Source organism: Geomicrobium sp. JCM 19039 (assembly GCF_000698145.1).
Taxonomy (GTDB): Bacteria; Bacillota; Bacilli; order Bacillales; family Marinococcaceae; genus Geomicrobium_A.
Genome location: NZ_BAXB01000034.1, coordinates 1 through 24589 on the forward strand (window position 1 = coordinate 1; position 24589 = coordinate 24589).

General features: G+C 45.7%; 26 protein-coding genes and 2 pseudogenes. 26 read left to right on the plus strand and 2 right to left on the minus strand.

The window, feature by feature from the left end; translation table 11 throughout:
- Window positions 1–16 precede the first annotated feature (16 nt).
- Window positions 17–340 carry a GNAT family N-acetyltransferase gene (locus JCM19039_RS19685; RefSeq protein WP_052398984.1) on the plus strand — a complete coding sequence of 108 codons (324 nt, stop codon included), beginning with the start codon at window positions 17–19 and terminating at the stop codon, window positions 338–340.
- A 214-nt stretch (window positions 341–554) separates the two neighbouring features.
- Window positions 555–2161: pseudogene (locus JCM19039_RS19690) on the plus strand (CTP synthase).
- Window positions 2162–2289: 128 nt separating this feature from the next.
- Here the strand turns inward: JCM19039_RS19690 and JCM19039_RS19695 are convergent.
- The gene (locus JCM19039_RS19695) at window positions 2290–2805 is read right to left on the minus strand and encodes a DUF2529 family protein (RefSeq protein ID WP_042430519.1); all 516 of its coding nucleotides are present in this window, start codon (window positions 2803–2805) and stop codon (window positions 2290–2292) included.
- Between the two features lie 158 nt (window positions 2806–2963).
- Between JCM19039_RS19695 and JCM19039_RS19700 the strand changes: the two genes are divergently transcribed.
- From JCM19039_RS19700 to JCM19039_RS19730, 7 genes and pseudogenes are all read left to right on the plus strand, one after another.
- Window positions 2964–3323: a response regulator gene (locus JCM19039_RS19700; RefSeq protein WP_042430523.1), complete on the plus strand. Its 360-nt coding sequence runs from the start codon at window positions 2964–2966 to the stop codon at window positions 3321–3323.
- A gap of 38 nt (window positions 3324–3361) precedes the next feature.
- A complete protein-coding gene (gene fba / locus JCM19039_RS19705; protein ID WP_042430526.1) occupies window positions 3362–4267 on the plus strand; it encodes a class II fructose-1,6-bisphosphate aldolase in 906 nt (301 codons plus the stop codon).
- A gap of 27 nt (window positions 4268–4294) precedes the next feature.
- Entirely contained in the window at window positions 4295–4945 is a 651-nt protein-coding gene (gene fsa / locus JCM19039_RS19710) for a fructose-6-phosphate aldolase (protein WP_042430529.1), read from the plus strand.
- A gap of 117 nt (window positions 4946–5062) precedes the next feature.
- Window positions 5063–6347: pseudogene (locus JCM19039_RS19715) on the plus strand (UDP-N-acetylglucosamine 1-carboxyvinyltransferase).
- Window positions 6348–6369: 22 nt separating this feature from the next.
- Window positions 6370–7338 carry a class II fructose-bisphosphatase gene (gene glpX, locus JCM19039_RS19720; RefSeq protein WP_042430531.1) on the plus strand — a complete coding sequence of 323 codons (969 nt, stop codon included), beginning with the start codon at window positions 6370–6372 and terminating at the stop codon, window positions 7336–7338.
- Between the two features lie 204 nt (window positions 7339–7542).
- Entirely contained in the window at window positions 7543–8832 is a 1290-nt protein-coding gene (gene rho, locus JCM19039_RS19725; RefSeq protein ID WP_042430533.1) for a transcription termination factor Rho, read from the plus strand.
- A 99-nt stretch (window positions 8833–8931) separates the two neighbouring features.
- Window positions 8932–9174, plus strand: coding sequence for a type B 50S ribosomal protein L31 (locus JCM19039_RS19730; protein WP_042403624.1), 243 nt, complete (start codon window positions 8932–8934; stop codon window positions 9172–9174).
- Window positions 9175–9727: 553 nt separating this feature from the next.
- On the opposite strand, the gene JCM19039_RS19740 is transcribed toward JCM19039_RS19730, so the two are convergent.
- A complete protein-coding gene (locus JCM19039_RS19740; RefSeq protein WP_042430539.1) occupies window positions 9728–11080 on the minus strand; it encodes an FAD-dependent oxidoreductase in 1353 nt (450 codons plus the stop codon).
- Window positions 11081–11205: 125 nt separating this feature from the next.
- Between JCM19039_RS19740 and prfA the strand changes: the two genes are divergently transcribed.
- The 17 genes from prfA (at window position 11206) to JCM19039_RS19820 (ending at window position 24585) form a co-directional block, all read left to right on the plus strand.
- On the plus strand, window positions 11206–12276 hold the full coding sequence (gene prfA, locus JCM19039_RS19745; RefSeq protein WP_042403626.1) for a peptide chain release factor 1: 1071 nt from the start codon (window positions 11206–11208) through the stop codon (window positions 12274–12276).
- Window positions 12273–12914: a peptide chain release factor N(5)-glutamine methyltransferase gene (gene prmC, locus JCM19039_RS19750; RefSeq protein ID WP_052398985.1), complete on the plus strand. Its 642-nt coding sequence runs from the start codon at window positions 12273–12275 to the stop codon at window positions 12912–12914. Before prfA ends, prmC begins: the two co-directional genes overlap by 4 nt.
- Entirely contained in the window at window positions 12902–13123 is a 222-nt protein-coding gene (locus JCM19039_RS22700; protein ID WP_052398986.1) for a hypothetical protein, read from the plus strand. Before prmC ends, JCM19039_RS22700 begins: the two co-directional genes overlap by 13 nt.
- Window positions 13124–13205: 82 nt before the next feature.
- Window positions 13206–13814, plus strand: coding sequence for a stage II sporulation protein R (spoIIR, locus tag JCM19039_RS19755; protein ID WP_042430542.1), 609 nt, complete (start codon window positions 13206–13208; stop codon window positions 13812–13814).
- 128 nt (window positions 13815–13942) lie between these two features.
- Window positions 13943–14971: an L-threonylcarbamoyladenylate synthase gene (locus JCM19039_RS19760; RefSeq protein ID WP_042430548.1), complete on the plus strand. Its 1029-nt coding sequence runs from the start codon at window positions 13943–13945 to the stop codon at window positions 14969–14971.
- Window positions 14972–15019: 48 nt separating this feature from the next.
- A complete protein-coding gene (locus JCM19039_RS19765) occupies window positions 15020–15583 on the plus strand; it encodes a manganese efflux pump (protein ID WP_042430551.1) in 564 nt (187 codons plus the stop codon).
- 56 nt (window positions 15584–15639) lie between these two features.
- Complete coding sequence (locus JCM19039_RS19770; protein ID WP_152550293.1) at window positions 15640–16071, plus strand: low molecular weight protein arginine phosphatase; 432 nt, start codon at window positions 15640–15642, stop codon at window positions 16069–16071.
- Window positions 16072–16092: 21 nt separating this feature from the next.
- Window positions 16093–16527, plus strand: a complete 435-nt coding sequence (gene rpiB, locus JCM19039_RS19775) for a ribose 5-phosphate isomerase B (RefSeq protein WP_042430554.1) — start codon at window positions 16093–16095, stop codon at window positions 16525–16527.
- Window positions 16528–16551: 24 nt separating this feature from the next.
- Window positions 16552–17052, plus strand: a complete 501-nt coding sequence (locus JCM19039_RS19780) for a TIGR01440 family protein (RefSeq protein ID WP_042430556.1) — start codon at window positions 16552–16554, stop codon at window positions 17050–17052.
- Between the two features lie 40 nt (window positions 17053–17092).
- The gene (gene glyA / locus JCM19039_RS19785) at window positions 17093–18328 is read left to right on the plus strand and encodes a serine hydroxymethyltransferase (RefSeq protein ID WP_042430559.1); all 1236 of its coding nucleotides are present in this window, start codon (window positions 17093–17095) and stop codon (window positions 18326–18328) included.
- A gap of 221 nt (window positions 18329–18549) precedes the next feature.
- The gene (gene upp / locus JCM19039_RS19790; RefSeq protein ID WP_042403635.1) at window positions 18550–19179 is read left to right on the plus strand and encodes a uracil phosphoribosyltransferase; all 630 of its coding nucleotides are present in this window, start codon (window positions 18550–18552) and stop codon (window positions 19177–19179) included.
- 536 nt (window positions 19180–19715) lie between these two features.
- Window positions 19716–20276 (plus strand): WxL domain-containing protein, encoded by a 561-nt coding sequence (locus JCM19039_RS19795; protein WP_042430568.1) that lies wholly within the window; start codon window positions 19716–19718, stop codon window positions 20274–20276.
- 60 nt (window positions 20277–20336) lie between these two features.
- Complete coding sequence (locus JCM19039_RS19800) at window positions 20337–21095, plus strand: DUF916 domain-containing protein (protein WP_042430572.1); 759 nt, start codon at window positions 20337–20339, stop codon at window positions 21093–21095.
- A gap of 7 nt (window positions 21096–21102) precedes the next feature.
- A complete protein-coding gene (locus JCM19039_RS24660) occupies window positions 21103–21312 on the plus strand; it encodes a hypothetical protein (RefSeq protein ID WP_042430575.1) in 210 nt (69 codons plus the stop codon).
- Window positions 21313–21360: 48 nt separating this feature from the next.
- On the plus strand, window positions 21361–23499 hold the full coding sequence (locus JCM19039_RS19810) for a S8 family serine peptidase (protein WP_052398987.1): 2139 nt from the start codon (window positions 21361–21363) through the stop codon (window positions 23497–23499).
- Window positions 23500–23962: 463 nt separating this feature from the next.
- Window positions 23963–24193, plus strand: coding sequence for an AtpZ/AtpI family protein (locus JCM19039_RS19815; protein WP_042403645.1), 231 nt, complete (start codon window positions 23963–23965; stop codon window positions 24191–24193).
- The gene (locus tag JCM19039_RS19820; protein ID WP_042430580.1) at window positions 24193–24585 is read left to right on the plus strand and encodes an ATP synthase subunit I; all 393 of its coding nucleotides are present in this window, start codon (window positions 24193–24195) and stop codon (window positions 24583–24585) included. The genes JCM19039_RS19815 and JCM19039_RS19820 overlap by 1 nt, the downstream gene beginning before the upstream one ends.
- Window positions 24586–24589 lie beyond the last annotated feature (4 nt).

Consider the following 24589-nt stretch of genomic DNA (forward strand, 5'->3'; position numbering starts at 1 on the left):
GCGCGTAGGAAGGTAGGTGGAGCGGCGTGACGAAGATTATCCAACACTTTTTGAGCGGTGTAACTTCTGGGCAGTTGTCCGCGATGAACACGACGAACTCATCGGCTTTGGTTATGTATGTGGGATGAGATTGGAGCACGGTTATATGGAAGACATCATTGTCCATCCAAGTTACAGAAAAAAAGGAATTGGAGGTCAGATTGTTGAGGCGTTGCTGCAAGAAGCTCGTGTTATCGGACTTGAGGTTGTGACAGTAACGTATGATCCCACGCACGAAAGTTTTTACCGTAGATCTGGGTTTTTACCCGGTGGCGGCGGTGTGTGGCGAGCATCGATATGAGACCCAATCCTTGCACGCACACTCGACATTTCAATTCTTGACAATTGGGCGATCCGGGGGTAGAATCAATTTTGGGCTTGTCCAGAAGGTATAAAATAGGTTTGTCAGATAAATAGTAAGTAGACGCGAGAAGTGTGCCCCCGATGAAGGCGGAGGTCTCACTTTTTTTTTTAATTGTATAGGCAAAATGGATGAAGAAGGAAGGGGTTGCGAAATGGCCGTAAAGTATATTTTTGTCACAGGGGGAGTTGTGTCGTCCTTAGGAAAAGGAATTACCGCAGCATCTCTAGGACGTCTTCTAAAAAACAGAGGTTTGAATGTGACGATTCAGAAGTTTGATCCTTATATTAACGTAGACCCGGGGACAATGAGCCCTTACCAGCACGGTGAGGTTTTCGTTACCGATGATGGTGCCGAAACGGATTTGGACCTCGGTCATTATGAACGTTTTATTGACATTAACTTGAATCAAAACAGCAATGTGACAACAGGAAAAGTGTATTCATCGGTCATTCGCAAAGAACGCCGCGGCGATTATCTCGGAGGAACAGTTCAAGTAATCCCCCACGTAACAAATGAATTGAAAGACCGTGTGTATCGTGCTGGCAATGAAGCCAATGTAGATGTTGTCATCACAGAAATTGGCGGTACCGTCGGCGATATTGAAAGCTTACCTTTCCTAGAAGCCATTCGCCAAATTAAGAGCGATGTAGGTAGAGAGAACGTAATGTACATTCATTGTACGTTGATCCCGTATTTATCAGCAGCAGGTGAAATGAAGTCTAAGCCAACGCAACATAGCGTAAAAGAGTTAAGAAGCTAGGTATTCAGCCGAATGTCATTGTCGTGAGAACAGAGCAACCCGTACCTGAAGAGATGAAAGAGAAAATTGCGCTTTTCTGTGACATTCATAAGGACTCGGTCATAGAAGCTAGAAATGCAAACCCGCTCTATCAAGTTGCACTCGATCTGCAAGATCAGCACCTCGATGATATCGTCTGCAATCACTTGAAGATTGATTCGCCAAAGCCTGAAGCTGATATGAAAGAATGGACCGAATTGGTTGAGAAAGTGAAGCACCTTACTAAGAAAACGACGATTGGGCTCGTTGGAAAGTACGTCTCGCTCCCAGACGCGTACCTTTCAATTGCTGAATCATTGAAGCATGCGGGGTATGCATTTGACGCAGATATTGACATTCGTTGGATTAATTCAGAAAATGTCACCGACGACAATGTCGCAGATCAACTTAAAGACGTTGACGGCGTATTAGTTCCTTATGGGTTTGGACATCGCGGAGTGGAAGGCAAGATTTCTGCTATCCGTTATGCAAGAGAAAACCGTGTGCCGTTCTTTGGGATCTGTTTAGGAATGCAACTCGCATCCGTTGAATTTGCACGCAATGCACTTGGGCTAAGTGATGCTGCTTCTGCGGAGATGGTACCAGAGACGAGCAACCCAATCATTGACTTGCTTCCAGAACAAAAGGACATTGAAGACCTTGGGGGGACTCTCCGTCTTGGACTTTACCCTTGTAAGTTAAAAGAAGGCACGGTCGCCAAGCGTGCGTATGGTGAAGAAGTTGTGTACGAGCGTCACCGTCATCGATACGAGTTTAACAACGCGTACCGCGAAGCGTTTGAAGAAGCAGGGTTCATCTTTTCAGGAGTTAGTCCAGATAACCGTCTCGTAGAGATTATTGAGCTTGCTGACCACCCGTACTTTGTTGCGGCACAGTTCCATCCGGAATTTGTTTCACGACCAACACGTCCGCAACCGCTATTTAGAGAATTTATCCGTTGTTCCTTAGGGGAGAACTAAATAAAGCGCTGCATCCGTTTACGAACGGAGCAGCGCTTTTATTCGTATGAATAAGAAAAAAACACTGGTAATACAAGATTCTCGACAGCTTTTTTACATTTTGAGGGATAAACCGTGATACACTGAATTCAATCTAGCAATTCCCCTATGTGGAACATGAGCAATTGATACGCGTATACGATGGCAATTTCACCGGGATATCCGCTTCTCGATCCATCTAAGTTAGGGACAAGGCCTTTCGATGACGTTTCTACATAGAAAGGTTCTTCCATGCCTTCGACTCGTTGTAGGTCGGGTGCTGCTGAGCCAAGAAACACGACAGGCGTTTCGGCTGAAAGAATTTGTTGAAGACGTTGATTATCGTCCTCGTTATCTGATTCTTCGGTGATATAAACGAGACGATCGGCTGGTGTGACAACCTTTATGGCGTCATCGATTGGAAGATATACCGTTTTATCTAATGTGTCCGGGTTTTCTGTTAGCGCTTGTGCGAGTGATTGAAAACGTGCCGATGCACAAAGATAAATGGTGCCTTCACCGACGAGGGCGGCAGCGAGCATTCGGCTGCTTTCTTCTATTTGTTCTTCTTGGTTTTGAATAAGTGTAAAGACGCGCTGTAGTTGCGTCGTATACATTTTCATCATCTTAAAGTCACCTTTTCTAACGTTAGTATCCACAAGTTACCCGATTCTCAACCGTACAAAAAGAGGAGATTTGAGTTGTTGTGAAGAATTCATGTTATGTGTTGATGAATTCCGTACCATATTAAGTGGAATCTTTTAATGGCAAGAGGTGACTATATTTGCAAAAAATACTCATTGTAGACGACGAAGCAGGTATTCGCAAACTAATTGAAGCCATTTTGACAGAAGAAGGATATGAGGTTCACCTTGCTTCTAATGGATATCAAGCATTGGAAGTGTTGGAAAAAGGCTCTTTTAAACTTGCCATCTTAGACGTTAAACTCCCTGGTATAAATGGGATTGATGTTCTGAAACGAATTCGGGGGAGCAATTCGTCCATTCGTATCATTATGATGACAGCTTATGAAGAACTTGATTTTAATGATGTATTAAAAGAGCACGGGGTGTATGGGTCGATTGCCAAGCCATTTGACATTAAAGAAATTCGCGATCTTGTGAGCGGTGCGATGGATACATAGATGTATCATGAAATCAGGATATGCTATAATATCAGAGTATGAAATTCTTTAGCCAGTACAAGGAGGAAGTAACATATGCCATTAGTTCTATGACAGAAATGCTCAGAACAGCAAAGGAAAACCGTTATGCTGTTGGACAATACAACTTAAATAATATGGAATTTACTCAAGCAATTTTGCAAGCGGCAGAAGAAGAGAAATCACCGCTTATTTGTGGTGTTTCTGAAGGAGCAGCCCGCTATATGGGAGGCTTTGAAGCAGTTGTACAAATGGTGAAGTCATACATGAAGACATATAACGTCACGGTACCGGTTGCGATTCACCTTGATCACGGTTCAAGTTTTGAAGCGTGTGCTCAAGCGATTCATGCTGGATTTACTTCAGTCATGATTGACGGTTCTCATGACCCACTTGAGGAGAACATTGCGCTTACAAAACGTGTCGTTGAGATGGCTCATGCTGTTGGTGTATCTGTAGAAGCTGAACTTGGAAGAATTGGTGGACAGGAAGACGACCTCGTCGTAGATGCGGCAGACGCAAATTATGCAATTCCTGAAGAATGTGAGCGTCTCGTTAGAGAAACAGGTGTTGACTGCTTTGCACCAGCGCTTGGCTCGGTTCATGGTCCATACAAAGGCGAACCGAATCTTGGGTTCAAGCAAATGGAAGAAATTAACAAACTTGTCGGCTTAACGCCACTCGTGTTGCATGGTGGCACGGGTCTACCTGTGAAAGATGTACAAAAAGCCATTGAATATGGCCATGCGAAAGTAAATGTAAACACTGAGAGTCAAATTGCGGCAACAGAGGCTGTAAAAGCGGTGTTTGAATCGAACCCTGAACAGTATGACCCGCGTAAATATATGGGTCCTGCACGCGATGCCATTAAAGAAACGGTAAAAGGAAAAATGCGTGACTTCGGCTCATCCGGGAAAGCGAAGTAACTTTTTACAGCAGGAGAGGAGAATTTCATGAAGTTTTTTATTGATACAGCAAATATTGAAGAGATTAAAAAAGCCCATGCACTTGGCATTTTGGACGGTGTAACAACCAACCCGAGCCTCGTCGCAAAAGAAGGCGTTGATTTTAAAGATCGTCTGAAAGAGATTACGTCACTTGTCGACGGTTCTGTGAGCGCTGAAGTTATTGCGTTAGAGGCAGATGCGATGATTGAAGAAGGAAAAGAGCTCGCAGCTGTTGCTCCAAACGTTACAGTAAAAGTGCCAATGACCGTTGAAGGGTTAAAAGCCGTTAAAGCATTTAAAGATCTCGGCATTAAGACGAACGTGACACTTATCTTTTCAAGTGTACAGGCGCTTCTAGCCGCACGTGCAGGCGCTTCGTACGTATCCCCATTTCTCGGTCGTGTAGATGATATTGGCGGCAACGGACTTGCGCTTGTTGAAGAAATTGCCGATATCTTCCTTACACATGACATTGATACTGAAATTATTGCCGCGAGTGTTCGCCACCCTGTTCATGTGACAGAAGCCGCGAAGCTTGGCGCCGATATCGCAACCATTCCTTATAATGTGATTGAGCAGTTAGCGAAGCACCCACTAACAGACCAAGGCATTGAGAAGTTTTTAGCTGATTGGGATAAAGTCGCAGGCAACAAGTAAACGTGTCTAGCATATAGAACTCGTGACTATACTGGCAAATAAGAGGATATGACCAGGCTTTCTACGGAAAGCCTGCGTTTCTAGTTGATTCCGATGGATGAGGGAAGTGACATACCAATGGAAAAGTTAATGGTCGAAGGGGGTCATCCGCTGACAGGAGAAGTGCAAATCGGCGGAGCCAAAAACAGTGCAGTTGCGCTTATACCGCAGCTTTGCTTGCCGATTCACCAGTAAGGATTGATAACCTGCCAAACATTTCCGATGTGGAAGTACTTAGTGATCTGCTAACACATATTGGGGGCCATGTGACCCAAAAAGGCGATGAGATTACAATAGACCCGCGAGGAATCAAACCTATGCCCTTGCCAAACGGTCGAGTGAAGCAAATGAGAGCATCCTATTATATGATGGGTGCTATGCTTGGCAAATTCAAAAAAGCAGCCATCGGTCTTCCAGGAGGCTGTAACTTAGGTCCGCGTCCGATTGATCAGCACATTAAAGGATTTGAAGCACTCGGTGCCGTCGTCACAAATGAGCAAGGATCGATATATTTACGTGCAAAAGAACTCGTTGGTGCGCGAATCTATTTGGATGTGGTCAGTGTTGGTGCAACCATTAACATTATGCTCGCTGCTGTAAAAGCAAAAGGAAAAACGATTATTGAAAATGCTGCAAAAGAACCTGAGATCATTGATGTTGCAACGCTTCTTTCAAGTATGGGTGCAGACATTAAAGGTGCAGGAACGGATGTCATCCGTATCGAAGGAAAAGAACAGCTCAAAGGTTGCGGACATTCAATTATTCCTGATCGAATTGAGGCAGGCACGTACATTATCGCGGCTGCGTGTATGGGCACGGATGTAAAGATAAAAAATGTCATTCCAGATCATTTGGAATCACTCATTGCGAAGCTGGATGAAATGGGTGTGAACGTGCAAAGTGACGATGATGTAATTATCGTCGAGAGAAGTAAGCAAATTACAGGTGCAGACATTAAAACCCTCGTCCATCCAGGTTTTCCAACTGACTTGCAACAACCAGTAACATCTTTGCTTGTCAAAGCGAAGGGCACAAGCATTATTACCGATACGATCTATAATGCCAGGTTTAAACACATTGATGAGCTTCGCCGTATGGGTGCAGACATTAAGGTCGAGGGACGTTCGGCAATGATCAATGGTGGCAAACGCTAGAAGGTGCTCGTGTAAAAGCAAGTGATCTTCGTGCCGGTGCAGCGCTGGTCATAGCAGGACTTATGGCAAATGGTGTGACCGAGATTACTGGCGTACATCATATCGATCGTGGGTATGAATCATTAGAAGAAAAGCTTAAAGGACTTGGTGCTAAATTGTGGCGAGAACCGTTAAGTCATGAAGAGCAGGAACAGTTAAAAAGTTCATAACGATCGATCAGGGGGCAAAAAGATGGAACGTAGTTTATCAATGGAGCTTGTCCGTGTGACAGAAGCAGCCGCTTTATCTGCAGCCAGATGGATGGGCAGAGGCATGAAAGAAGAGGCTGATGATGCAGCAACAAGTGCCATGCGTGATGTGTTCGATACCATTCCAATGAAAGGTACGGTCGTTATCGGTGAAGGGGAGAAAGACGAAGCACCGATGCTCTATATTGGTGAAAAGTTAGGGAATGGCTACGGACCGAGAGTGGACGTTGCTGTCGATCCAGTTGAAGGGACGAACATCGTTGCCGCAGGTACTTGGAATGCACTTGCTGTCCTCGCTGTCGCAGACAACGGCAGATTGTTGCATGCTCCGGATATGTACATGGACAAAATTGCCGTCGGTCCAGAGGCTGTGGGTGTTGTCAGTCTCGATGCTTCTGTGGAAGATAATTTGAAGGCGGTTGCAAAAGCGAAGAACAAAGATGTTGAAGACCTCGTCGTTAGCATTTTGAATCGCGATCGTCATGCCAAGCTTATTCAGGAAGTACGTGAAGCAGGTGCAAGAATCAAACTCATTCAAGACGGCGACGTGGCTGCAGCCATTAACACCGCATTCGATGAAACCGGTATGGATTTATTAATGGGAACAGGAGGTGCTCCTGAGGGAGTAATCTCGGCAGTTGCCCTCAAATGCTTAGGTGGAGAATTCCAAGGACGCCTGTTACCAAAAGATGCTGCTGAAGAAGAGCGTTGCAAGCAAATGGGCATCGATGATACGAGCCGTATTCTAGAGATGGATGACCTTGTTGGTGGCGATGATTGCATTTTTGCAGCGACTGGCGTAACCGACGGAGAACTACTAAAAGGTGTCCACTATAAAAGCACCAAGGCGACAACACAATCGCTCGTCATGCGTGCAAAATCAGGAACCGTCCGATTTATCGATGGAAAACATAACGTTGTGAAAAAGCCTGATTTTGTGATGAAAGACTAGAAAGACGAGGGGGAGCGTGATAAAAATTCGGTTTTCAATCGAAGAAGACTATGGTACGTTATTACCAAGAGTTACACGCACCCCCATCCTTCTATATGAACTTAGTATACAAGTACAAATCCCCTCATTGTTTTGCCTACCCGGTTTGAATCCAACAATTACAACTAGACACCAATGAAAATTAAATGAAAGCGGTGATGTAGATTGACTTTAGCTGAGCTAGAGCAAAAAACGCTACGTGATCTTTACAAACATGCAAAGGATTTGAAGATTTCTTACTATAGTAAGTTAACGAAACAAGAATTAATTTTTGCGATCTTAAAAGGGCAAGCAGAACAAGATGGGCACATGTTTATGGAAGGTGTATTAGAGATTATTCAGACAGAAGGCTACGGGTTTTTACGACCGATCAACTACATGGCTAGCTCTGAAGATATTTATATTTCAGCATCACAAATTCGTCGGTTTGACTTGCGCAATGGTGACCGTGTGTCTGGTAAAGTCCGAAAGCCAAAAGACAATGAACGTTACCACGGGTTATTGCAAGTTTCTGCAGTGAATGGTGATGAGCCAGATCTTGCGAAGGAACGACCACATTTCCCGGCGTTAACCCCACTATTCCCAGACAAACGAATCCAACTTGAAACGAACCCTGGGCGTCTGTCCGCTCGAATTATCGACATTGTTACGCCAGTCGGCTTCGGTCAACGTGGATTAATCGTTGCACCACCAAAGGCGGGTAAGACGTCTTTATTAAAACAAGTCGCAAATAGCATTTCCGAAAATCATCCAGATGCAGAATTGATAGTTTTGTTAATTGACGAACGCCCCGAAGAAGTGACCGACATTCAACGTTCGGTACAGGGGGAAGTTGTGCATTCGACTTTCGATGAAGTGCCAGAGAATCACATTAAAGTGACGGAGCTCGTATTGGAACGGGCGATGCGCCTCGTTGAACAGAAGAAAGACGTTGTCATTTTGATGGACAGTCTTACTCGTCTTGCGCGGGCGTACAATCTCGTCATTCCACCAAGTGGTCGTACGTTATCCGGGGGGATTGATCCCGCTGCATTTCACCGGCCGAAACGTTTCTTCGGTGCAGCGCGAAACATTGAAGAAGGTGGCAGTATGACGATTCTCGCGACAGCTCTTGTGGACACAGGCTCTCGCATGGATGATGTCATTTATGAAGAATTTAAAGGAACGGGAAATATGGAATTGCACTTAGATCGTCGCCTAGCTGAGCGAAGAATCTTCCCGTCCATTGACATTCGTCGCTCATCTACTCGTAAAGAAGAACTTCTCATTCCAAAAGGGCATTTAGAGAGCCTCTGGGCGATGCGTAAAACGATGAATGATTCGCCGGAGTTCGTTGACCATTTCATTCGCAGAATTAAAGATACAAAAACGAATGATGAGTCTTTGAACGAATGGAACGAGAAAAAACGAGACAAAAGCAAAAGTCAAAAACCGGCGTGTAATGCCAAATTTTGAAAACTCATAAACAGATCCTTGTAAAAACACTGGCGTGTTGTTATAATCACGTTATGTGTGAAAATGACCTCTTTGTAAGAGGGAGGAGGGAAATACTTTATGAAAACGGAAATTCATCCGCAATATCAAAAAGTTGTTTTCTTAGATACAAGCACGGGCTTCAAGTTCCTAGGCGGTTCAACGAAATCATCAAAAGAAACTGCTGAATGGGAAGATGGAAACACTTATCCGTTAATCAAAGTGGAAATCAGCTCTGATTCCCACCCATTCTACACGGGTAAACAAAAACTTGCCGATGCTGGTGGTCGTATCGACCGCTTCAAGAAGAAATACAACATGTAAGAAAAAAGACAAGCTCGGGGAAACCCCACTTGTCTTTTTTTGTCTCCTTTCTGGGAGAATTGGGTGAGATTCTCATGATGAAGCCCGCTTCGTTAGGAGAAACTACGGGTGAGGACATGGGATCAAAATCGAAAGGAAAGCGAGTCGCTAATGGCGCAGCGACTCGCTTTTTACGATGTGTATGGGCGAAGGTTAGGATACATTTCGATATAGGGCAAGAAGGCGCGTTGCCAATGCCGATAATCGGTAATGTTTAACTTTCAATAAGCGCACATACTTGGTATACGTCTTCCAAGTATTCTTTGCAGCAGCCTTGCCATTCACATCTTGGTTACATGGTAAGATTTTAGCTAAATAAGCTTTCTAATTGGCGAATATCCTACCATAGCCATGAGCCACTCACCGAGTATCCTAAGTAAAAGCGCGAATCCACAAAAAAGCGTCTCACTTTCTACACACTCGTTCACGCTGACCAAGTTTTGGCTAGTGATGTTGCCCACTTATACTAAAGTGTAAAGAAAACACGATAGAGTATTTAGCCACCGTCGTTTACTTAATAACGCTTTCTGCGTCGGGCCGCTTGCTGAAGAGGGTCCCAAACCCCGTTGTATGGTGGAGCGTAGGATAGATCTAGATCTTCAAGATCTCTGCACGTAAGTTCTTGATAAAGTGCGGTCGCTGCGACATCAATCCGTTTATCCGCACCTGCACCGATGGCTTGAGCACCATACAATTGATCGCTCTTGCGGTCATATACGAGCTTCACATGTAAGGGCATTTTGTTTTCAAAATAACCAGCAATGTGCGTGCCGTCATAAGAAACGGTTTCAATGTCTAAATGAAGATCACGGGCAGCTTGCTCGGTCAGGCCGGTCATTGCAGCGGTCAAATTGAAAAAACGGAAAACAGCAGTCCCAACCATGCCAGGGTACTTGCGCAGCGGTTCTGTCTCGCTCATGTTCATGCCAGCAATACGCCCTTGTTTATTTGCGTGCGTACCGAGGGGCATGTAGTCCTGTTGTTTCTTCACTCGGTGATACTGAGTTGCACAGTCTCCTGCTGCGTACACGTCACGGACGGTCGTCTCCAAATAATCATTTACGCAAACGGCGCCATTTTCGTGCTGTTCGATCGGGCATTCATTAAGAAATTCTGTGTTCGGAGCAATACCGGTCGCAAACAGAACCAAGTCGGTTTCAAAGGTGCCACGGTCTGTTTCAACTCGGTGTACTCGTCCGTTATCGCCGGCATGTAACGCACTTACGTTTGTTTGAAAAAGCACATGGACGCCTTGAGCGGTTGCTTCTTCCTTTAAATGTGTAGCCATGTCAGCATCAAACGTTGACGCGAGCTGATGGCTCCGGGCAACCATGTGTACTTGTTTTCCTTGGGCGATGAGAGCCTCTGCCATCTCAAGCCCGATATATCCGGTACCGACAATGGTAATGTGTTTTGTACCGGATAATTCTGCTTGTATGGCTTCAAGGTCTGGGATCGTTTTTAGTGTATGTACACCAGGCAGGTCATTTCCAGGTAAATGAGGAATAAACGGCTTGGCACCTGAAGCGATGAGCAGTTTGTCATAAACGATTGTCTCTTCCGTTTGCTCCTCGGTTACGAATGTGACGGTTTTGTTTTCACAATCAATGGACGTGACTTCGGTATGAATGCGCGCGTCAATGCCGTGTTTTTCACGAAATGTGCTCACGTCTCTCGCAATGAGTTGCTTCGTGGAGCGGACGTCACCTTCAATTACATAGGGTAACCCGCACTGCGCGTAAGAATAAATTTCGCCCTTCTCTAGCGTTATAATCGCGGTCTCTTCGGGATCTCGTGCACGCACAATTTCCATAGCCGCGCTCATACCCGCAGCATCTCCGCCGATAATGACATATTGTTTTTTCATTTGTGCACCTCTTTTGTACTGAATAATCCTACCATTCCCGCGCGTGTTTCACATGAAACATGGCGCTTTGACCTCCTTACCTCCTTATACTATACTAAATAAAGATGAAAAATGAGGTGAAGCGCGTGCTTGAAAAACTTCAAACGCTGGAAGATCGCTACAATCAATTGAACGAATGGCTTAGTGATCCGGAAGTGATTAGCGATACAAACAAATTACGCGATTACTCGAAAGAGCAATCGAACTTAGAAGAGACGGTTGGAGCGTACCGAACGTATAAATCGACTTCAGAAGAGCTTAGCGATGCAAAGGCAATGCTTGATGACAAATTAGATCAAGACATGCTGGAAATGGTTAAGATGGAGATTGAAGAGTTGCAGGAGCGAAAAACAGAGATTGAAGAGAAGTTAAAGATTCTCTTAATCCCGAAAGACCCGAACGATGACAAAAACGTTATTATAGAAATTCGGGGAGCAGCCGGTGGTGACGAGGCGGCCTTGTTTGCAGGGGACTTGTTCAAAATGTACAGTCGATTTGCTGAACAAAACCGTTGGAAAACCGATATTATTGAATCTCACAGTACCGACATCGGTGGTTTCAAAGAAATTATTTTCTCCATTAATGGTGATGGCGCTTATTCAAAGATGAAGTATGAGAATGGGGCTCATCGCGTGCAACGTATTCCTTCAACAGAGTCTGGTGGAAGAATTCATACGTCTACGGCGACGGTTGCAGTTTTGCCTGAAGCAGAAGAGGTCGAAGTCGAGATTCACGACAAAGACTTGCGTGTTGATACATTCGCTTCAAGTGGTCCTGGAGGGCAGAGTGTAAACACGACTATGTCTGCGGTTCGGATTACTCATGAACCTACTGGGATTGTCGTCTCTTGCCAAGACGAAAAGTCACAAATTAAAAACCGCGATAAAGCGATGAAAGTTTTGCGTGCGAGAGTGTATGATAAGTTCCAAAAAGAAGCACAAGATGAATATGCTGAAAACCGGAAAGCAGCGGTCGGAACGGGTGACCGTTCTGAGCGGATTCGAACATACAATTTCCCACAAAGCCGTGTAACTGATCATAGAATTGGTCTCACTTTGCAAAAGCTTGAACAAATTTTACAAGGTGGCTTGGATGAAATTATTGACCAACTCATCGTTGAAGAACAAGCGAAGATGATGGAGAGCAATGAACAATGACAGAAGAACGTACACTACACGAAGCCCTCAAATGGGCTTCGTCTTTTTTGGAAGCACGAGGTGTTGAAGTAACCGGAGCAAAATGGCTGTTAGAAGATGTTGTTGGGAAATCAGGCGTTCTCTTTCAATTAGCGCTGCAAGAAAGATTACCTGAAAAGCAGTGGCAGCAATTTGAACAAATGATTCAAAGGTTTGCATCTGGGGAGCCTGCACAATACATTACCGGCGAGGCACATTTTTATGGACGAACGTTACTTGTGAATCCAGCTGTTCTCATTCCTCGCCCGGAGACAGAGGAACTTGTAGAGCTCATATTGGAACGGGGCGAAGAGCGGTTCCAGCACCCTAAGATTGTCGATATTGCCACAGGAAGCGGTGCGATTGCCCTTACACTCGCAAAAGAGTGGCCAGAAGCTGAAGTGAGTGCTTCTGATTTATCCGGTGATGCATTACACGTCGCCATGGCAAATGCTGAACGATTAGGCGTGAATGTGACATTGCGTGAAGGCGACTTGACCGAGCCCTTCCAAGGTGAGAAGTTTCACGTCATTATTTCTAACCCTCCATACATTCCTGAAAAGGATATTGAAGAGCTACAGACGAATGTACGGGCTCATGAGCACATATGGCACTTGTAGGTGGGACAGACGGGTTAGATTTTTACCGCCGGCTCAGTGTTGAAATCCAAGACATCATCCGAGCGGATGGGATGGCTTTTTTTGAAATTGGTTATGATCAAGGGTCTGCTGTTGCAGCGATTATGAAAAAAGCATTTCCACGTGCAAAAGTTTCGGTACATGCGGACCTGAATGGTAACGATCGCATTGTCGTTGTCGACCTTCAATAAGCAAAATTTGTCGGACGAATCATCGTTTAGAACCTTATCCTTTCTGACCACACTTTAGGTAGAGAGGATGAGGTGAAACGAAATGAAACAAGCCATTATTTATACGTTTATTTGTTTATTTATGGTCGTAAGTACATGGGAAAGTCAACAACAATACTGGATGGAAGAGGATGACGTGCCGGAAGAGGCCATTCGCCTGCGCATTTTCTCTCACTCAGACGCCCTCGTTCATCAACAAATTAAACGTGATGTCCGCGATGAAGTTGCGCTTTATACGAGAGAGATGCTTGAGGATACAAATACGAAACATGAGGCGCGAGAAGTATTTGAGAAAGAGCTCGGAAACCTCGAACAATTGGCAGTGACAGTCGTCGAGAATCACGGATACGATTTGCCTGTCGATGTGTCTTTAGATACCGATGTAGAATTTCCGACGAAAGTATATGGGCCACTCGTTTATCCAGCAGGATTATATGAAGCATTGGTCATTGAAATTGGTGAAGGAAATGGAGAGAACTGGTGGTGTGTCCTATTCCCGCCCCTCTGTCTCACCGATCTTGGTATCGGTACGGATGATGAAGAAGAGGAGTTATCAACAGAGGGTGTGAATAACTCTGAGGATAACGAGGAACCTGAATTTCGATTTTTCGTCGTCGATTTGTGGGAAGATTGGTTTGGAGAAAAATCGTAGATGTTATCCTCAAGCACCACGTGGTATGTGGATAACATGACGGTATATGTGGATAACTTATTAAGCATGTGTACATCTCTTAAACCCTTGATATAGAGGAGATCTGAGCGATAGAAGGAGAATTATTAGTGAGTTCTCAACATACGAAAATATTAAATGTGAATAACTTTGACGATGCGAACAGTGTGAAAGAGGCGGCCAAATTATTGAAAAATGGCGAGTTGGTCGCTTTTCCAACCGAAACGGTCTATGGTCTAGGGGCGAACGGGTTATCCACAGAAGCGGTACAGAACATTTTTACAGCAAAAGGGCGGCCGAGTGATAACCCGCTCATCTTACATATTGGTCAACTGGAGCAGCTTGATGCACTCGTCTTTGAACGAAGTGAGTTGGCAAATCAATTAATCGAATCGTTTTGGCCGGGGGCGCTGACGCTAGTGATGAAAAGAAGCCAGCTTGTCCCTGACATCGTGACCGCAAGGTTGGACACAGTAGCGATACGAATGCCCTCCCATCCAGTCGCAAGGCGCATCCTCAAAGAAGTGCAGTTACCGATTGCAGCACCGAGCGCGAACCGTTCCGGTCGTCCGAGTCCTACGCTTGCTGCGCATGTCATGAACGACTTGAATGGGCGTATTGCTGCAGTGGTAGACGGCGGGGCATGTGGGTACGGACTAGAATCAACCGTTGTCGACCTTTCAGGGGACGTTCCGGTTATCCTTCGACCTGGCGGTGTAACTGAAGAAATGATTGAAGACGCGGTCGGCACTACCATCATGCGACCCACAGCGAATACGGCTGAGCACACTCCGAAGTCACCGGGAATGAAATACCGTCATTATGCTCCCGATACGGCGCTCATCATTGGTGGTAAACAAGCCAATGAGGTTCAAGAGCTTATCGATCAATACCGAAACAAAGGAAAACGTGTGGCGGCGGCGGTAACCGATGATCTACAAAAAGAAATTCAAGCAGACCATCATCTCAATCTCGGTGAAAAAGACCGGCTCGACCGAGTTTCGCAAAGAGTGTACCAAGTATTACGGGAAGTGGATGCCTTGCAACCGGAAGTGGATGTGTGTATTATCCAGTCGTTTGAAGAAAAAGGTCTTGGCCGGGCGATTATGAATCGATTAAATAAGGCAGCGAATGTCTAAAAACCCCCTTGTCTGCATACGCTTGTACAACAGACAAGGGGGTTTTTTATGGTTGAGTTTATGAGTATGTTCGTCATTGCGCTTGCCCTCGGGATGGACGCCTTTTCTATAGCGCTTGTATTTGGCATTGGCCCTGGTTTAAGGAGAAGTGAAGTGTGGCGGATTGCTACAAGTGTAGGGTTGTTTCACATGATTATGCCGCTGGCGGGAATGGTGTTAGGTGCATGGATTAGTGGGTTCTTTGGACCACAAGTAGCGAGCTTTGTCGCGGGAATCATCTTGACCGTCATTGGAGTCCAAATGATATTCACAAGCCTCGGTGGCAAGAGTGAACAATCGTTTCGCCTTCGCGGAGCCGGAATTTTATTCTTTGCGTTTATCGTTAGTCTTGACAGCTTTTCTGTCGGAGTTTCATTTGGCGTATTCGGTGCAGAAGCGACGATGGTCATTTTGACATTTGGTATTGTAACGACGATCATGACAGCCGCCGGTTTTATGCTTGGCAACTTGTTTAGAAACCGGATTGGGGATTACGGGGAGCTACTCGCTGGTGTCGTATTGTCGGTATTTGGCTTGTATTCCGCGTACCCGTATATTGTTCAATTCCTTTAACTCTTTTTCGTTTGATGGTAAACTAAAAGAAGAGATGGTTAAAGGAGGATCTATCCTTGACGAGTGTATTATTTGTTTGTACAGGCAATACGTGCCGAAGCCCGATGGCAGAGGCACTGTTAAAAAAGGCAAAGCCGGAGCTCACGGTTCGTTCCGCAGGCATCCAAGCGATGGGCGGAGCGAGTGCAGCTGAGCATTCACGCAGGATTGTGCGCGAGAAAGGGCAAAGCTTAGACCAGCATACGTCAACGCAAATTAACGAACCTCTGCTCGACAAATCGGATGTTGTGTTAACGATGACGCGTTCTCACCGAGACGTGTTGCACCGGCTCTATCCCGAGTATAAAGAACGGATCTTCACGCTTTCAGAATTCGGGGAAACGGATGAAGAAGTAACAGATCCGATCGGTGGAGATTTGGATGAGTACCGGACGACGGCGGAGCAGTTGGAACGATTGTTGCAAAAGATCCAGCACAAATTAGTCTAGGAGAAAAAGGAGGAACGGATGATGAAAGTAATCATTGGTTCAGATCATGCCGGTCTTGCATTAAAGAAAGAGATTGTACCGTTACTTGAGGAGATGGGCATTGAGTATGAGGATGTGGGTGCTCATGAAACAGAGAGTGTCGATTATCCGGATTTCGCGCGCCCCGTCTCTGAAGCGGTTGCGGCGGGCACGTATGAGCGTGGCATTTTAATATGCGGGACAGGAATAGGCATGTCAATTAGTGCGAACAAGGTAAAGAATATCCGTTGTGCGCTCGTTCACGATGTGTTTAGTGCAGAAATGACGCGTCGTCACAATGATACGAACGTGCTCGCGATGGGTGAGCGTGTGATCGGGCCTGGACTTGCAAAAGCGATCGTTACAACATGGCTCGAAACGGAATATGAAGGTGGTCGTCACCAACGTAGAGTGGAAAAAATGATGGAGCTAGACTAATGCACATTCGCAGATTTAAAGACGATGCTCGATGAATTACAAGCAGTGGCTCGGCTTCGGCCAGGTCACATTCTCGTGATCGGCGCAAGTACGAGCGAGGTAGCTGGCAAACAAATTGGGAGCAGCGGTTCTTTCGAGATCGCTGCCGATTTGTATGCAGAGATTGAAGTATTTTGTGAAAAATACCAATTGTATCCTGCGTATCAAGGGTGTGAACACATCAACCGGGCGCTTGTCGTGCCTAAAGCGCTCGGCATGGAGGAAGTGAATGTCACCCCTGTTCGAACGGCTGGTGGGGCGTTGGCTTCTCATGCATTTTCACAAGGCGGAGAGCGGGTGATGGTCGAACACGTCAAAGCCGATGCAGGCATTGATATTGGACTCACACTCATTGGCATGCACCTTAAACATGTCGCTGTACCTGTCAGACCTTCGATTCACAAATTAGGAGGGGCAATCGTCACGATGGCGAAAACTCGTCCAAAATATATTGGTGGACCTCGTTCAAGTTACGGTCATTCATGATAGAATAGAGAAAAAGATAGGGAAGGGGATTTTCCGTACTATGAACCACGTTTCCAATCAAGACCCAGCCATTTTTGAAGCGATACAGAATGAACTTACCCGACAAAGAGAGAAGATTGAACTGATTGCATCAGAAAACTTCGTCAGTGAAGCGGTCATGGAAGCTCAAGGCTCAGTACTGACAAATAAGTATGCCGAAGGTTACCCTGGGCGTCGTTACTACGGGGGCTGTGAGCACGTCGATGTCGTTGAGAACCTCGCGCGTGATCGTGTGAAAGAAATTTTTGGTGGCGATCACGTTAACGTTCAACCGCACTCTGGCGCACAAGCAAACATGGGTGTGTACTTTACGATCTTGGATCACGGAGACACTGTTTTGGGAATGAACCTTTCTCACGGAGGTCACTTAACACACGGCAGTCCTGTGAACTTTAGTGGTGTGCAGTACAACTTCGTTGAGTACGGTGTGACCGATGGTGATCACCGCATTGACTATGACAAGGTGCTAGAAGCGGCCATTGAGCATAAACCTAAGCTTATTGTTGCTGGTGCGTCAGCGTATCCCCGTGAAATTGATTTCAAGAAATTCCGTGAAATTGCGGATAAAGTTGATGCTTATTTAATGGTAGACATGGCTCATATTGCTGGACTTGTGGCAGCAGGCGTTCATAATAACCCTGTTCCGCATGCTCATTTCGTCACGAGCACAACACATAAGACGTTGCGTGGTCCACGTGGTGGACTCATCATTTGTGAAGAACAATTTGCAAAAAAAATCGATAAAGCGATGTTCCCTGGACTGCAAGGTGGCCCACTCATGCACGTCATCGCTGCAAAGGCGGTATCGTTCCTTGAGGCGTTGCAACCTTCATTTACCGATTACGCAAAGCAAATTGTCAAGAACGCCAAACAGTTGGGCGAGTCATTAAAAGCACAAGGCATTGAACTTGTGTCTGGAGGTACCGACAACCACTTGCTACTGCTCGATCTAACGGGGCTAAACCTTACGGGTAAAGTAGCTGAAAAGGCACTTGATGATGTAGGTGTAACGACGAACAAAAATGCCATTCCATTTGACCCAGAAAGCCCGTTTGTAACGAGCGGCATTCGGATTGGGACAGCGGCTGTCACTTCTCGCGGTTTTAAGGAAGAAGATATGGTGGAAATCGCTGAAATTATTGGACTCGTCTTAAACAACATCGAAAACGAAGACAAGTTAAGCGAGGCAAAAGGGCGGGTGCATGCACTAACGAAGCGCTTCCCAATGTACGAGTAAGCAGGGGATTTCTCCTGCTTTTCTTACTGTATAAAAAACATCAAGCTGATGTGTATCGTTCATCATCGGAGCCGATGCTACATGATGAACGACCATAACTCTTCGTGAGATGTGACCAAAAATTGGACACAGATGAGCGCAAATTTCACTTGAATCGGGTGCGCTTTTTCTGTAGAATTTTGAAAGGCTGAATACGACAAGTTAAAGGAGTGCAGGCAATTATGGGAAAAGTATACGTTTTTGACCATCCACTTATCCAACATAAACTCACATACATTCGTGACGTATCTACGGGAACGAAAGAATTTCGTGAACTAACGGATGAAGTCGCCACGTTGATGGCATTTGAAATTACAAGAGACTTATCACTTGAGGAAGTGACGATTAACACACCAGTCGGTCCTGGTCAGTCCAAAGTAATTGCCGGCAAAAAGCTCGGCCTTGTGCCAATTCTACGCGCTGGCCTCGGTATGGTCGATGGGATCTTGGACTTGATCCCCGCAGCAAAAGTCGGTCATGTTGGGTTGTATCGTGACCCTGAGACATTCAAACCTGTTGAATACTACGTTAAGCTCCCGAAAGATGTGGAAGAGCGTGAACTTATCGTAATCGATCCGATGCTTGCCACAGGAGGATCCGCCGTCGAAGCGATCCACTCCTTGAAAAAACGGGGAGCGCAAAACATCAAGCTGATGTGCCTCATCGCCGCTCCAGAAGGCGTAGAACAAGTTCAAAATGAGCACCCAGACGTGGACATCTACTTGGCCGCACTCGATGAAAAATTGAATGAAAAAGGCTACATTGTTCCAGGACTCGGCGACGCCGGAGACCGTTTGTTTGGTACAAAATAGTGGCGCTAAAAACGTGAGGATGGTAATTATCCTTGCGTTTTTTTATTTGCTGCGCCTTGTGGGACGTGCTTTTTACTGTGTGCATGGCGTCGGGAAAATAGTCAAATTGATTGGATATGTATAAACACGGATCGAAGTACCGAAAAAGAGTGGATATCGGCATCAGGTGCCCAAAAACAGGAAACGCAATACCGAAGTCGGCATTATAGTGCCTTTATGCAGCAACCGTAGGAGGCGTTTACGACAAGATGTACCTATTTATTCTAGCTTACCTCCAAAGTGAAATGCATGATTAGCTGAAAGAAGACTGCCTGCTTTAACAAACGAGTTTACATAGTTTTTCACCCCTCATCTACGCCTAAAAAGCGACAACAACTCCCCGGTTGATTTTGATTTCTACTCCCCCCGACAACTGAGAAAAATCCTGTCGAGAAGTATTTCCTATATAAAAAGAATTAGTTATTGTCAATCTAATTCCATAGTTTTATGATAAATAGCGTAAACCATTAACAAAACATGCCATTTGGAGGGTAGCTGTGAAAAAGTTATGCGGTTTAAGTGTTGGGTTGTTGTTGCTCAGTGTGACGAGTGGAGTTCTTGCTGAAGATTCTGGAAGTACCGATGTGGACATTAACATTACGGAGGCGTTACCAGCACCAGGTGAGTTAACGTTAGACGAAGTTCCGAGCGCGTTTAACTTTGGGGAAAGAAAACAATCGTCAGACGGAACATATGATCTGGATGTCGGTGCACCGGTCACAGTTACAGATGAACGCTACAATGGAATGGGTTGGCAAGTTAAAGTGCAGGCAGATCCATTAAGGTCCTCTGATCGTCAAACCTATATTTTAAATGCTTCCCTTGATATCCATGCAAGTGAGCCAACCGGAGAAGGCACAGCACCAGTTAACAAAAATTATACGAAGGTAGTGTTCGGGGGAGAGTCACAAACGCTCATCAAGGCAGCTCCTGGCTCAGGTGAAGGGACATGGCGTTCAAATATTGATCGTGTAAGTTTAAATATTCCTGAGCGTGATAACAGCCCTAGACAACTAGAATCACGAATTACTTGGCAACTACAATCAACACCTCACTAAATGAGCTACGTCATGAAAGGCCCGCCCGGGCCTTTTTTCAATAAAAAGGAGGAAGGCTGGATGGAAAGGAAAACAATGGCTTGTGTGTGTATGCTCGTTGGGGTGTGGTTACCGATGACAGGTTATGCGAATGACGAGGACATTATGTTTCAAGTACAACCTGTCGTGTCTGATGCGCAAGTAGACACGCATGCGTCGTACTTTGATATGGAGCTCGAACCAGGTGAAGAGGAAACGGTACATATGATGCTTGTGAATAACGGAGCGGAGCAGATTGAATTAGTGATGAATTATCATCCGGCAACGACGACGAGTCATTTAGAAGTGGATTATTCTGAAGCGGGAACGAATCAATTAGAAAATCTCATTGAATATGATGAACATCATGTGCTCCAGCCGTTTGAAACGAAAGAAGTGCCAATTACGGTGACGATGCCTGATAACGTTCAAGTAGGAATTATACTTGGAGGCATGTACGTAGAGATGGATCAAGATGACGAGGCGTCGGGGTTGATCAACACGTACGCCTACATTATTGGCATGCAACTTATGAACGACCGAGACGAAGCAGAGGCGTTGCGACCGGATCTTAATTTGCAATCGGTTCGTACGGATTTGGTGTACGGTGAACCGGGATTGGTGGCCGAACTAGCTAATGATGTTGCGGTTGCAGCGACCCCTCTTCACGTACAAACGAACATCTACCGGGACGGGGAATTGTTTTTGGAGGATGAGCGCCAAGCCGGGAGCATCGCACCGAGCTCAGTGCAGATTTTTTTATTGCGTGGCCAGGCCCACAAGTGCACCGGGGAATTATGAAGTTAACTTGACGATCTCTGATGAAGAAGAGACGTGGCAATGGACCGATTCTTTTCACGTTGAGGCGGACGAAGCGGACGATCTAAATGAAGCATCGATTATTTCATCCGAGGATTCAATGACGTTGTGGCTAATCATGGGTGGTGCGATGATTGCGTTGCTCGTTGGCGGCGCCTATTTTGCAGGAAAACGCGGCTCCGCAAAACGGTCTGCATGATTCTCTTTAACAGGTGCAAAATAAAGAGAATGAAAAAGGGGGCCTGTTATGGGACATCGCAAACATCGAACACGATTGATGATCATTGCTGGATGCTGTTTTCTTTTTTTAGTAACGGGTCTTGTACGTACCGAAGCTATGGAAGTGAAGAGTTCATATATTGTGCAGTTTCATGAGGATGTGGAGGACGAGGAGGAGCTGCTCGCAGATGTGTTGCAAAATGTGACTCCAGATTTTGTGTATGACCAGAGTATTCGTGGTCTTGCTTACTCGTTAACTGCAGAACAAGCGCAGGCCGTGAAAGCGGTAAGAGGTGTAACATCTGTGGATGCGGGTGTGGATTATGAAGTGTCGCTCCGTGAAAGTGTTCCGTTTATCGGTGCTGACGATTTACGGTCTGAACTCGATCACCGTGGCGTTAAGTTAACGGGAAAAGGAGTGAAAGTCGGTGTAATTGACACAGGCATTGATTACACCCACCCTGATTTAAGCCTCAATTACAAAGGTGGATATGATGTCGTTGATGACGATGATGATCCAATGGAGTCGAAGGTAAAAGGAAAGGCGCAGACGTTTCACGGCACACATGTGTCAGGGATCATTGCGGCGAATGGCAGTGTAAAGGGTGTTGCACCGGATGCTGAGCTGTATGTGTACAGAGCACTTGGTCCGGAAGGACAAGGTTCCACGGCCTACATCTTAGACGCGATTGAGCGGGCAATTGATGATGGGGTTGATGTGTTGAATCTGTCTCTCGGCAGTCCGATTAACGGTCCAGACTGGCCGACGAGTACGGCGCTCGACCGAGCAACAGAAGCGGGTATTATTACTGTCACATCAAACGGAAACAGCGGTCCAGATTTGTGGAGTGTTGGCTCACCAGGAACGGCATCAAAAGCGATTTCAGTAGGTGCATCAACGCCGCCACTCAAAGCGCCACACTTAAAAATGGATGGTTCAGATGAGCATGTTCTTTTACAAGCTGTCCAAGGCACAAAACCGTGGGATCTAAAGCGGAAAAACCGTGTAATTGATGGAGGGATGGGGCTTCCTGAAGATTTGGAAGGTGCCGAAGGCCGTGTCGCGCTCATTGAGCGCGGTGGAATTCCAATTCGCGCAAAAATCGAAAATGCGAAAAATGCAGGAGCGGTTGCGGTGTTGCTCATGAACAACGTACCTGGAACGTTTATGGCCGGTGTCGAGGAACCATTGGCGTTTACAGCTGCAGCGATTGATCATAAAACCGGCAACCAACTGCGTGAGCAGATTCAAGCAAATGAAGACGATGAAACAATGATGGAAACAACATACATTGAAGAGACAGATCATATGGCGATTTTTAGTTCCCGCGGCCCGGTCACGCAAACGTGGGACATTAAACCAGATGTGGTCGCGCCAGGTGTGGACATTGACAGTACCGTTCCCGACGGATATTTGGCGCTAAACGGCACGAGTATGGCCGCCCCGCATATTGCAGGAGCAGCTGCCCTGATTAAACAAGCGAAACCCGATTGGGGACCTGAACAGGTGAAGGCGGCAATTATGAACACTGCGGTGCCGCTCGTAAGTGAGGATGGAGACCGGTACCCGCCGTTTGTACAAGGATCTGGAAGAGTGGATATTCAGGCAGCCGTTTTAAGTGACACGCTTGTATACCCAGGTGCCCTCTCATTTGGTGTGTGGGACGCAGATCCGGACCTTCAACTGTTCCAACGATTAGAAAAAGAATTGACGATTGAAAACCATAGTGATGAAAAACGAACATACACGTTTGACGTGCCTTCATCTATTGGCACAGGCTTAAGATGGCATTTGCCGATGGCGACGACCCTCCAACCTGGAGAGAAGAAAAATGTGAAGGTACGTGTTGAAATTGAACCAGACATCATTGACTTTAAGCGCGTGGATGGACTCATTCGCGTAAATGGTGGCACAGAACCGATCACTTTGCCGTTCCTTTTGTTCAGTGATGAACCGGACTATCCCCGTGTGAGTGCGTTTCAGTTTGGAAAATTACCTGGAAACGGAGATTGGATGTACGAAGTGTTTCTCCCGGTGGGGCTGAAGAACTTGAAATCACACTGTATGACCCGGACACATTTGCGTATATCGATACGCTCGATCATGAAACCGATTTGCCAGAGGGGCCGTTTGAAAAACGTATTGATCGCAATGAGCTCCAGCTAAAACCAGGTCTCTACCACGTTCTCGTGTATGCGAAGTTAAAAGATCGTGAAGATACGTTAGAATCAAAAATTCTATTGTTGGAGAGTAAGTAAGATAAGGACCAGAGGACGATATCGTTCTCTGGTCACTGTTGTTTAATCGCAGAACAAATACGCCCCGAAGAGTTGTCATTAAAGCCACCACTTTGTGAAAAACTGGAAAGTGTCAAGGAAAAGAGTAAGTTTCTATAGCGATTGTCAATGTTTTGACACATTGTTCATTTCGGAGGAACACTGTCACATCAGGTTTTTTTCATAGAAAACGTTCGTTGACATGTGAATGTCGCTATTGTACGATTACTGAGGGTATGCTGATTGTTTTTTCTTGTCCTAGTACAGAGAAAGCAATTTGCGCGCATTGTTCAAATAAAAAGGACCTTTTTCTTTTATTGAACAACGGCTTACAGTTGAAGGGAGTAGCCAAAATGGCCAATGACAACGGCAAACGCAATCCTTACAAAGGTGCAGCCGTCGTGTCGACCGTACTTTTTTCAATGGTTGGTTCGATGTTTGGTGGAATTTTGCTAGGCTATTGGGCTGATGGGCATTTCGGTACAACCCCGCTGTTATTAATTCTCGGCTTGCTAATTGGTATGACAGCAGGCTTTTACGGTGCGTATCAGGTCATTAAGTCTTTACTTGGAGACGATGAGTAATGCATACGCAATTGCAACAACGAATGAAGTATTATTTTCGCGTCGTCATGATCGTCGCCATTGTCTGTTTGATTGGCGTGTTCACGACAGCTTATCTCGCTTCATTCCTCGGATTTCTTTTAGGAATATTTTCCTCAATGATTAGCTTCACGTCGACCTACATTAAAACAGAGGTGATCGGGGCGGCGGCATCAGGTGAATCTTCGAATTTATTTTCTTATGTCGTTGCGGGATTCAGCTTATTGATCCGTTATGGTATGATAGCGGTTGCGGTAGTTGTCTCGCTTTTCAATCCAGAGTCATTTGCCTTGTGGGCAGTACTTACAGGATATGGAAGCCTTTACCTCTATATTATGGTGGACATGCTATTACAATTACGAAAAGTGAGGTGAAATT

Bases quoted from the DNA above. Each gene is read 5' to 3' on its own strand.
- JCM19039_RS19695 (WP_042430519.1), bottom strand. From the start codon at position 2,805: ATGATGAAAATGTATACGACGCAACTACAGCGCGTCTTTACACTTATT.
- fba (WP_042430526.1), top strand. From the start codon at position 3,362: ATGAAATTCTTTAGCCAGTACAAGGAGGAAGTAACATATGCCATTAGT.
- fsa (WP_042430529.1), top strand. From the start codon at position 4,295: ATGAAGTTTTTTATTGATACAGCAAATATTGAAGAGATTAAAAAAGCC.
- glpX (WP_042430531.1), top strand. From the start codon at position 6,370: ATGGAACGTAGTTTATCAATGGAGCTTGTCCGTGTGACAGAAGCAGCC.
- JCM19039_RS19730 (WP_042403624.1), top strand. From the start codon at position 8,932: ATGAAAACGGAAATTCATCCGCAATATCAAAAAGTTGTTTTCTTAGAT.
- JCM19039_RS19740 (WP_042430539.1), bottom strand. From the start codon at position 11,080: ATGAAAAAACAATATGTCATTATCGGCGGAGATGCTGCGGGTATGAGC.
- prmC (WP_052398985.1), top strand. From the start codon at position 12,273: ATGACAGAAGAACGTACACTACACGAAGCCCTCAAATGGGCTTCGTCT.
- JCM19039_RS22700 (WP_052398986.1), top strand. From the start codon at position 12,902: ATGGCACTTGTAGGTGGGACAGACGGGTTAGATTTTTACCGCCGGCTC.
- spoIIR (WP_042430542.1), top strand. From the start codon at position 13,206: ATGAAACAAGCCATTATTTATACGTTTATTTGTTTATTTATGGTCGTA.
- JCM19039_RS19765 (WP_042430551.1), top strand. From the start codon at position 15,020: ATGGTTGAGTTTATGAGTATGTTCGTCATTGCGCTTGCCCTCGGGATG.
- rpiB (WP_042430554.1), top strand. From the start codon at position 16,093: ATGAAAGTAATCATTGGTTCAGATCATGCCGGTCTTGCATTAAAGAAA.
- JCM19039_RS19780 (WP_042430556.1), top strand. From the start codon at position 16,552: ATGCTCGATGAATTACAAGCAGTGGCTCGGCTTCGGCCAGGTCACATT.
- glyA (WP_042430559.1), top strand. From the start codon at position 17,093: ATGAACCACGTTTCCAATCAAGACCCAGCCATTTTTGAAGCGATACAG.
- upp (WP_042403635.1), top strand. From the start codon at position 18,550: ATGGGAAAAGTATACGTTTTTGACCATCCACTTATCCAACATAAACTC.
- JCM19039_RS19800 (WP_042430572.1), top strand. From the start codon at position 20,337: ATGGAAAGGAAAACAATGGCTTGTGTGTGTATGCTCGTTGGGGTGTGG.
- JCM19039_RS19810 (WP_052398987.1), top strand. From the start codon at position 21,361: ATGGGACATCGCAAACATCGAACACGATTGATGATCATTGCTGGATGC.
- JCM19039_RS19815 (WP_042403645.1), top strand. From the start codon at position 23,963: ATGGCCAATGACAACGGCAAACGCAATCCTTACAAAGGTGCAGCCGTC.
- JCM19039_RS19820 (WP_042430580.1), top strand. From the start codon at position 24,193: ATGCATACGCAATTGCAACAACGAATGAAGTATTATTTTCGCGTCGTC.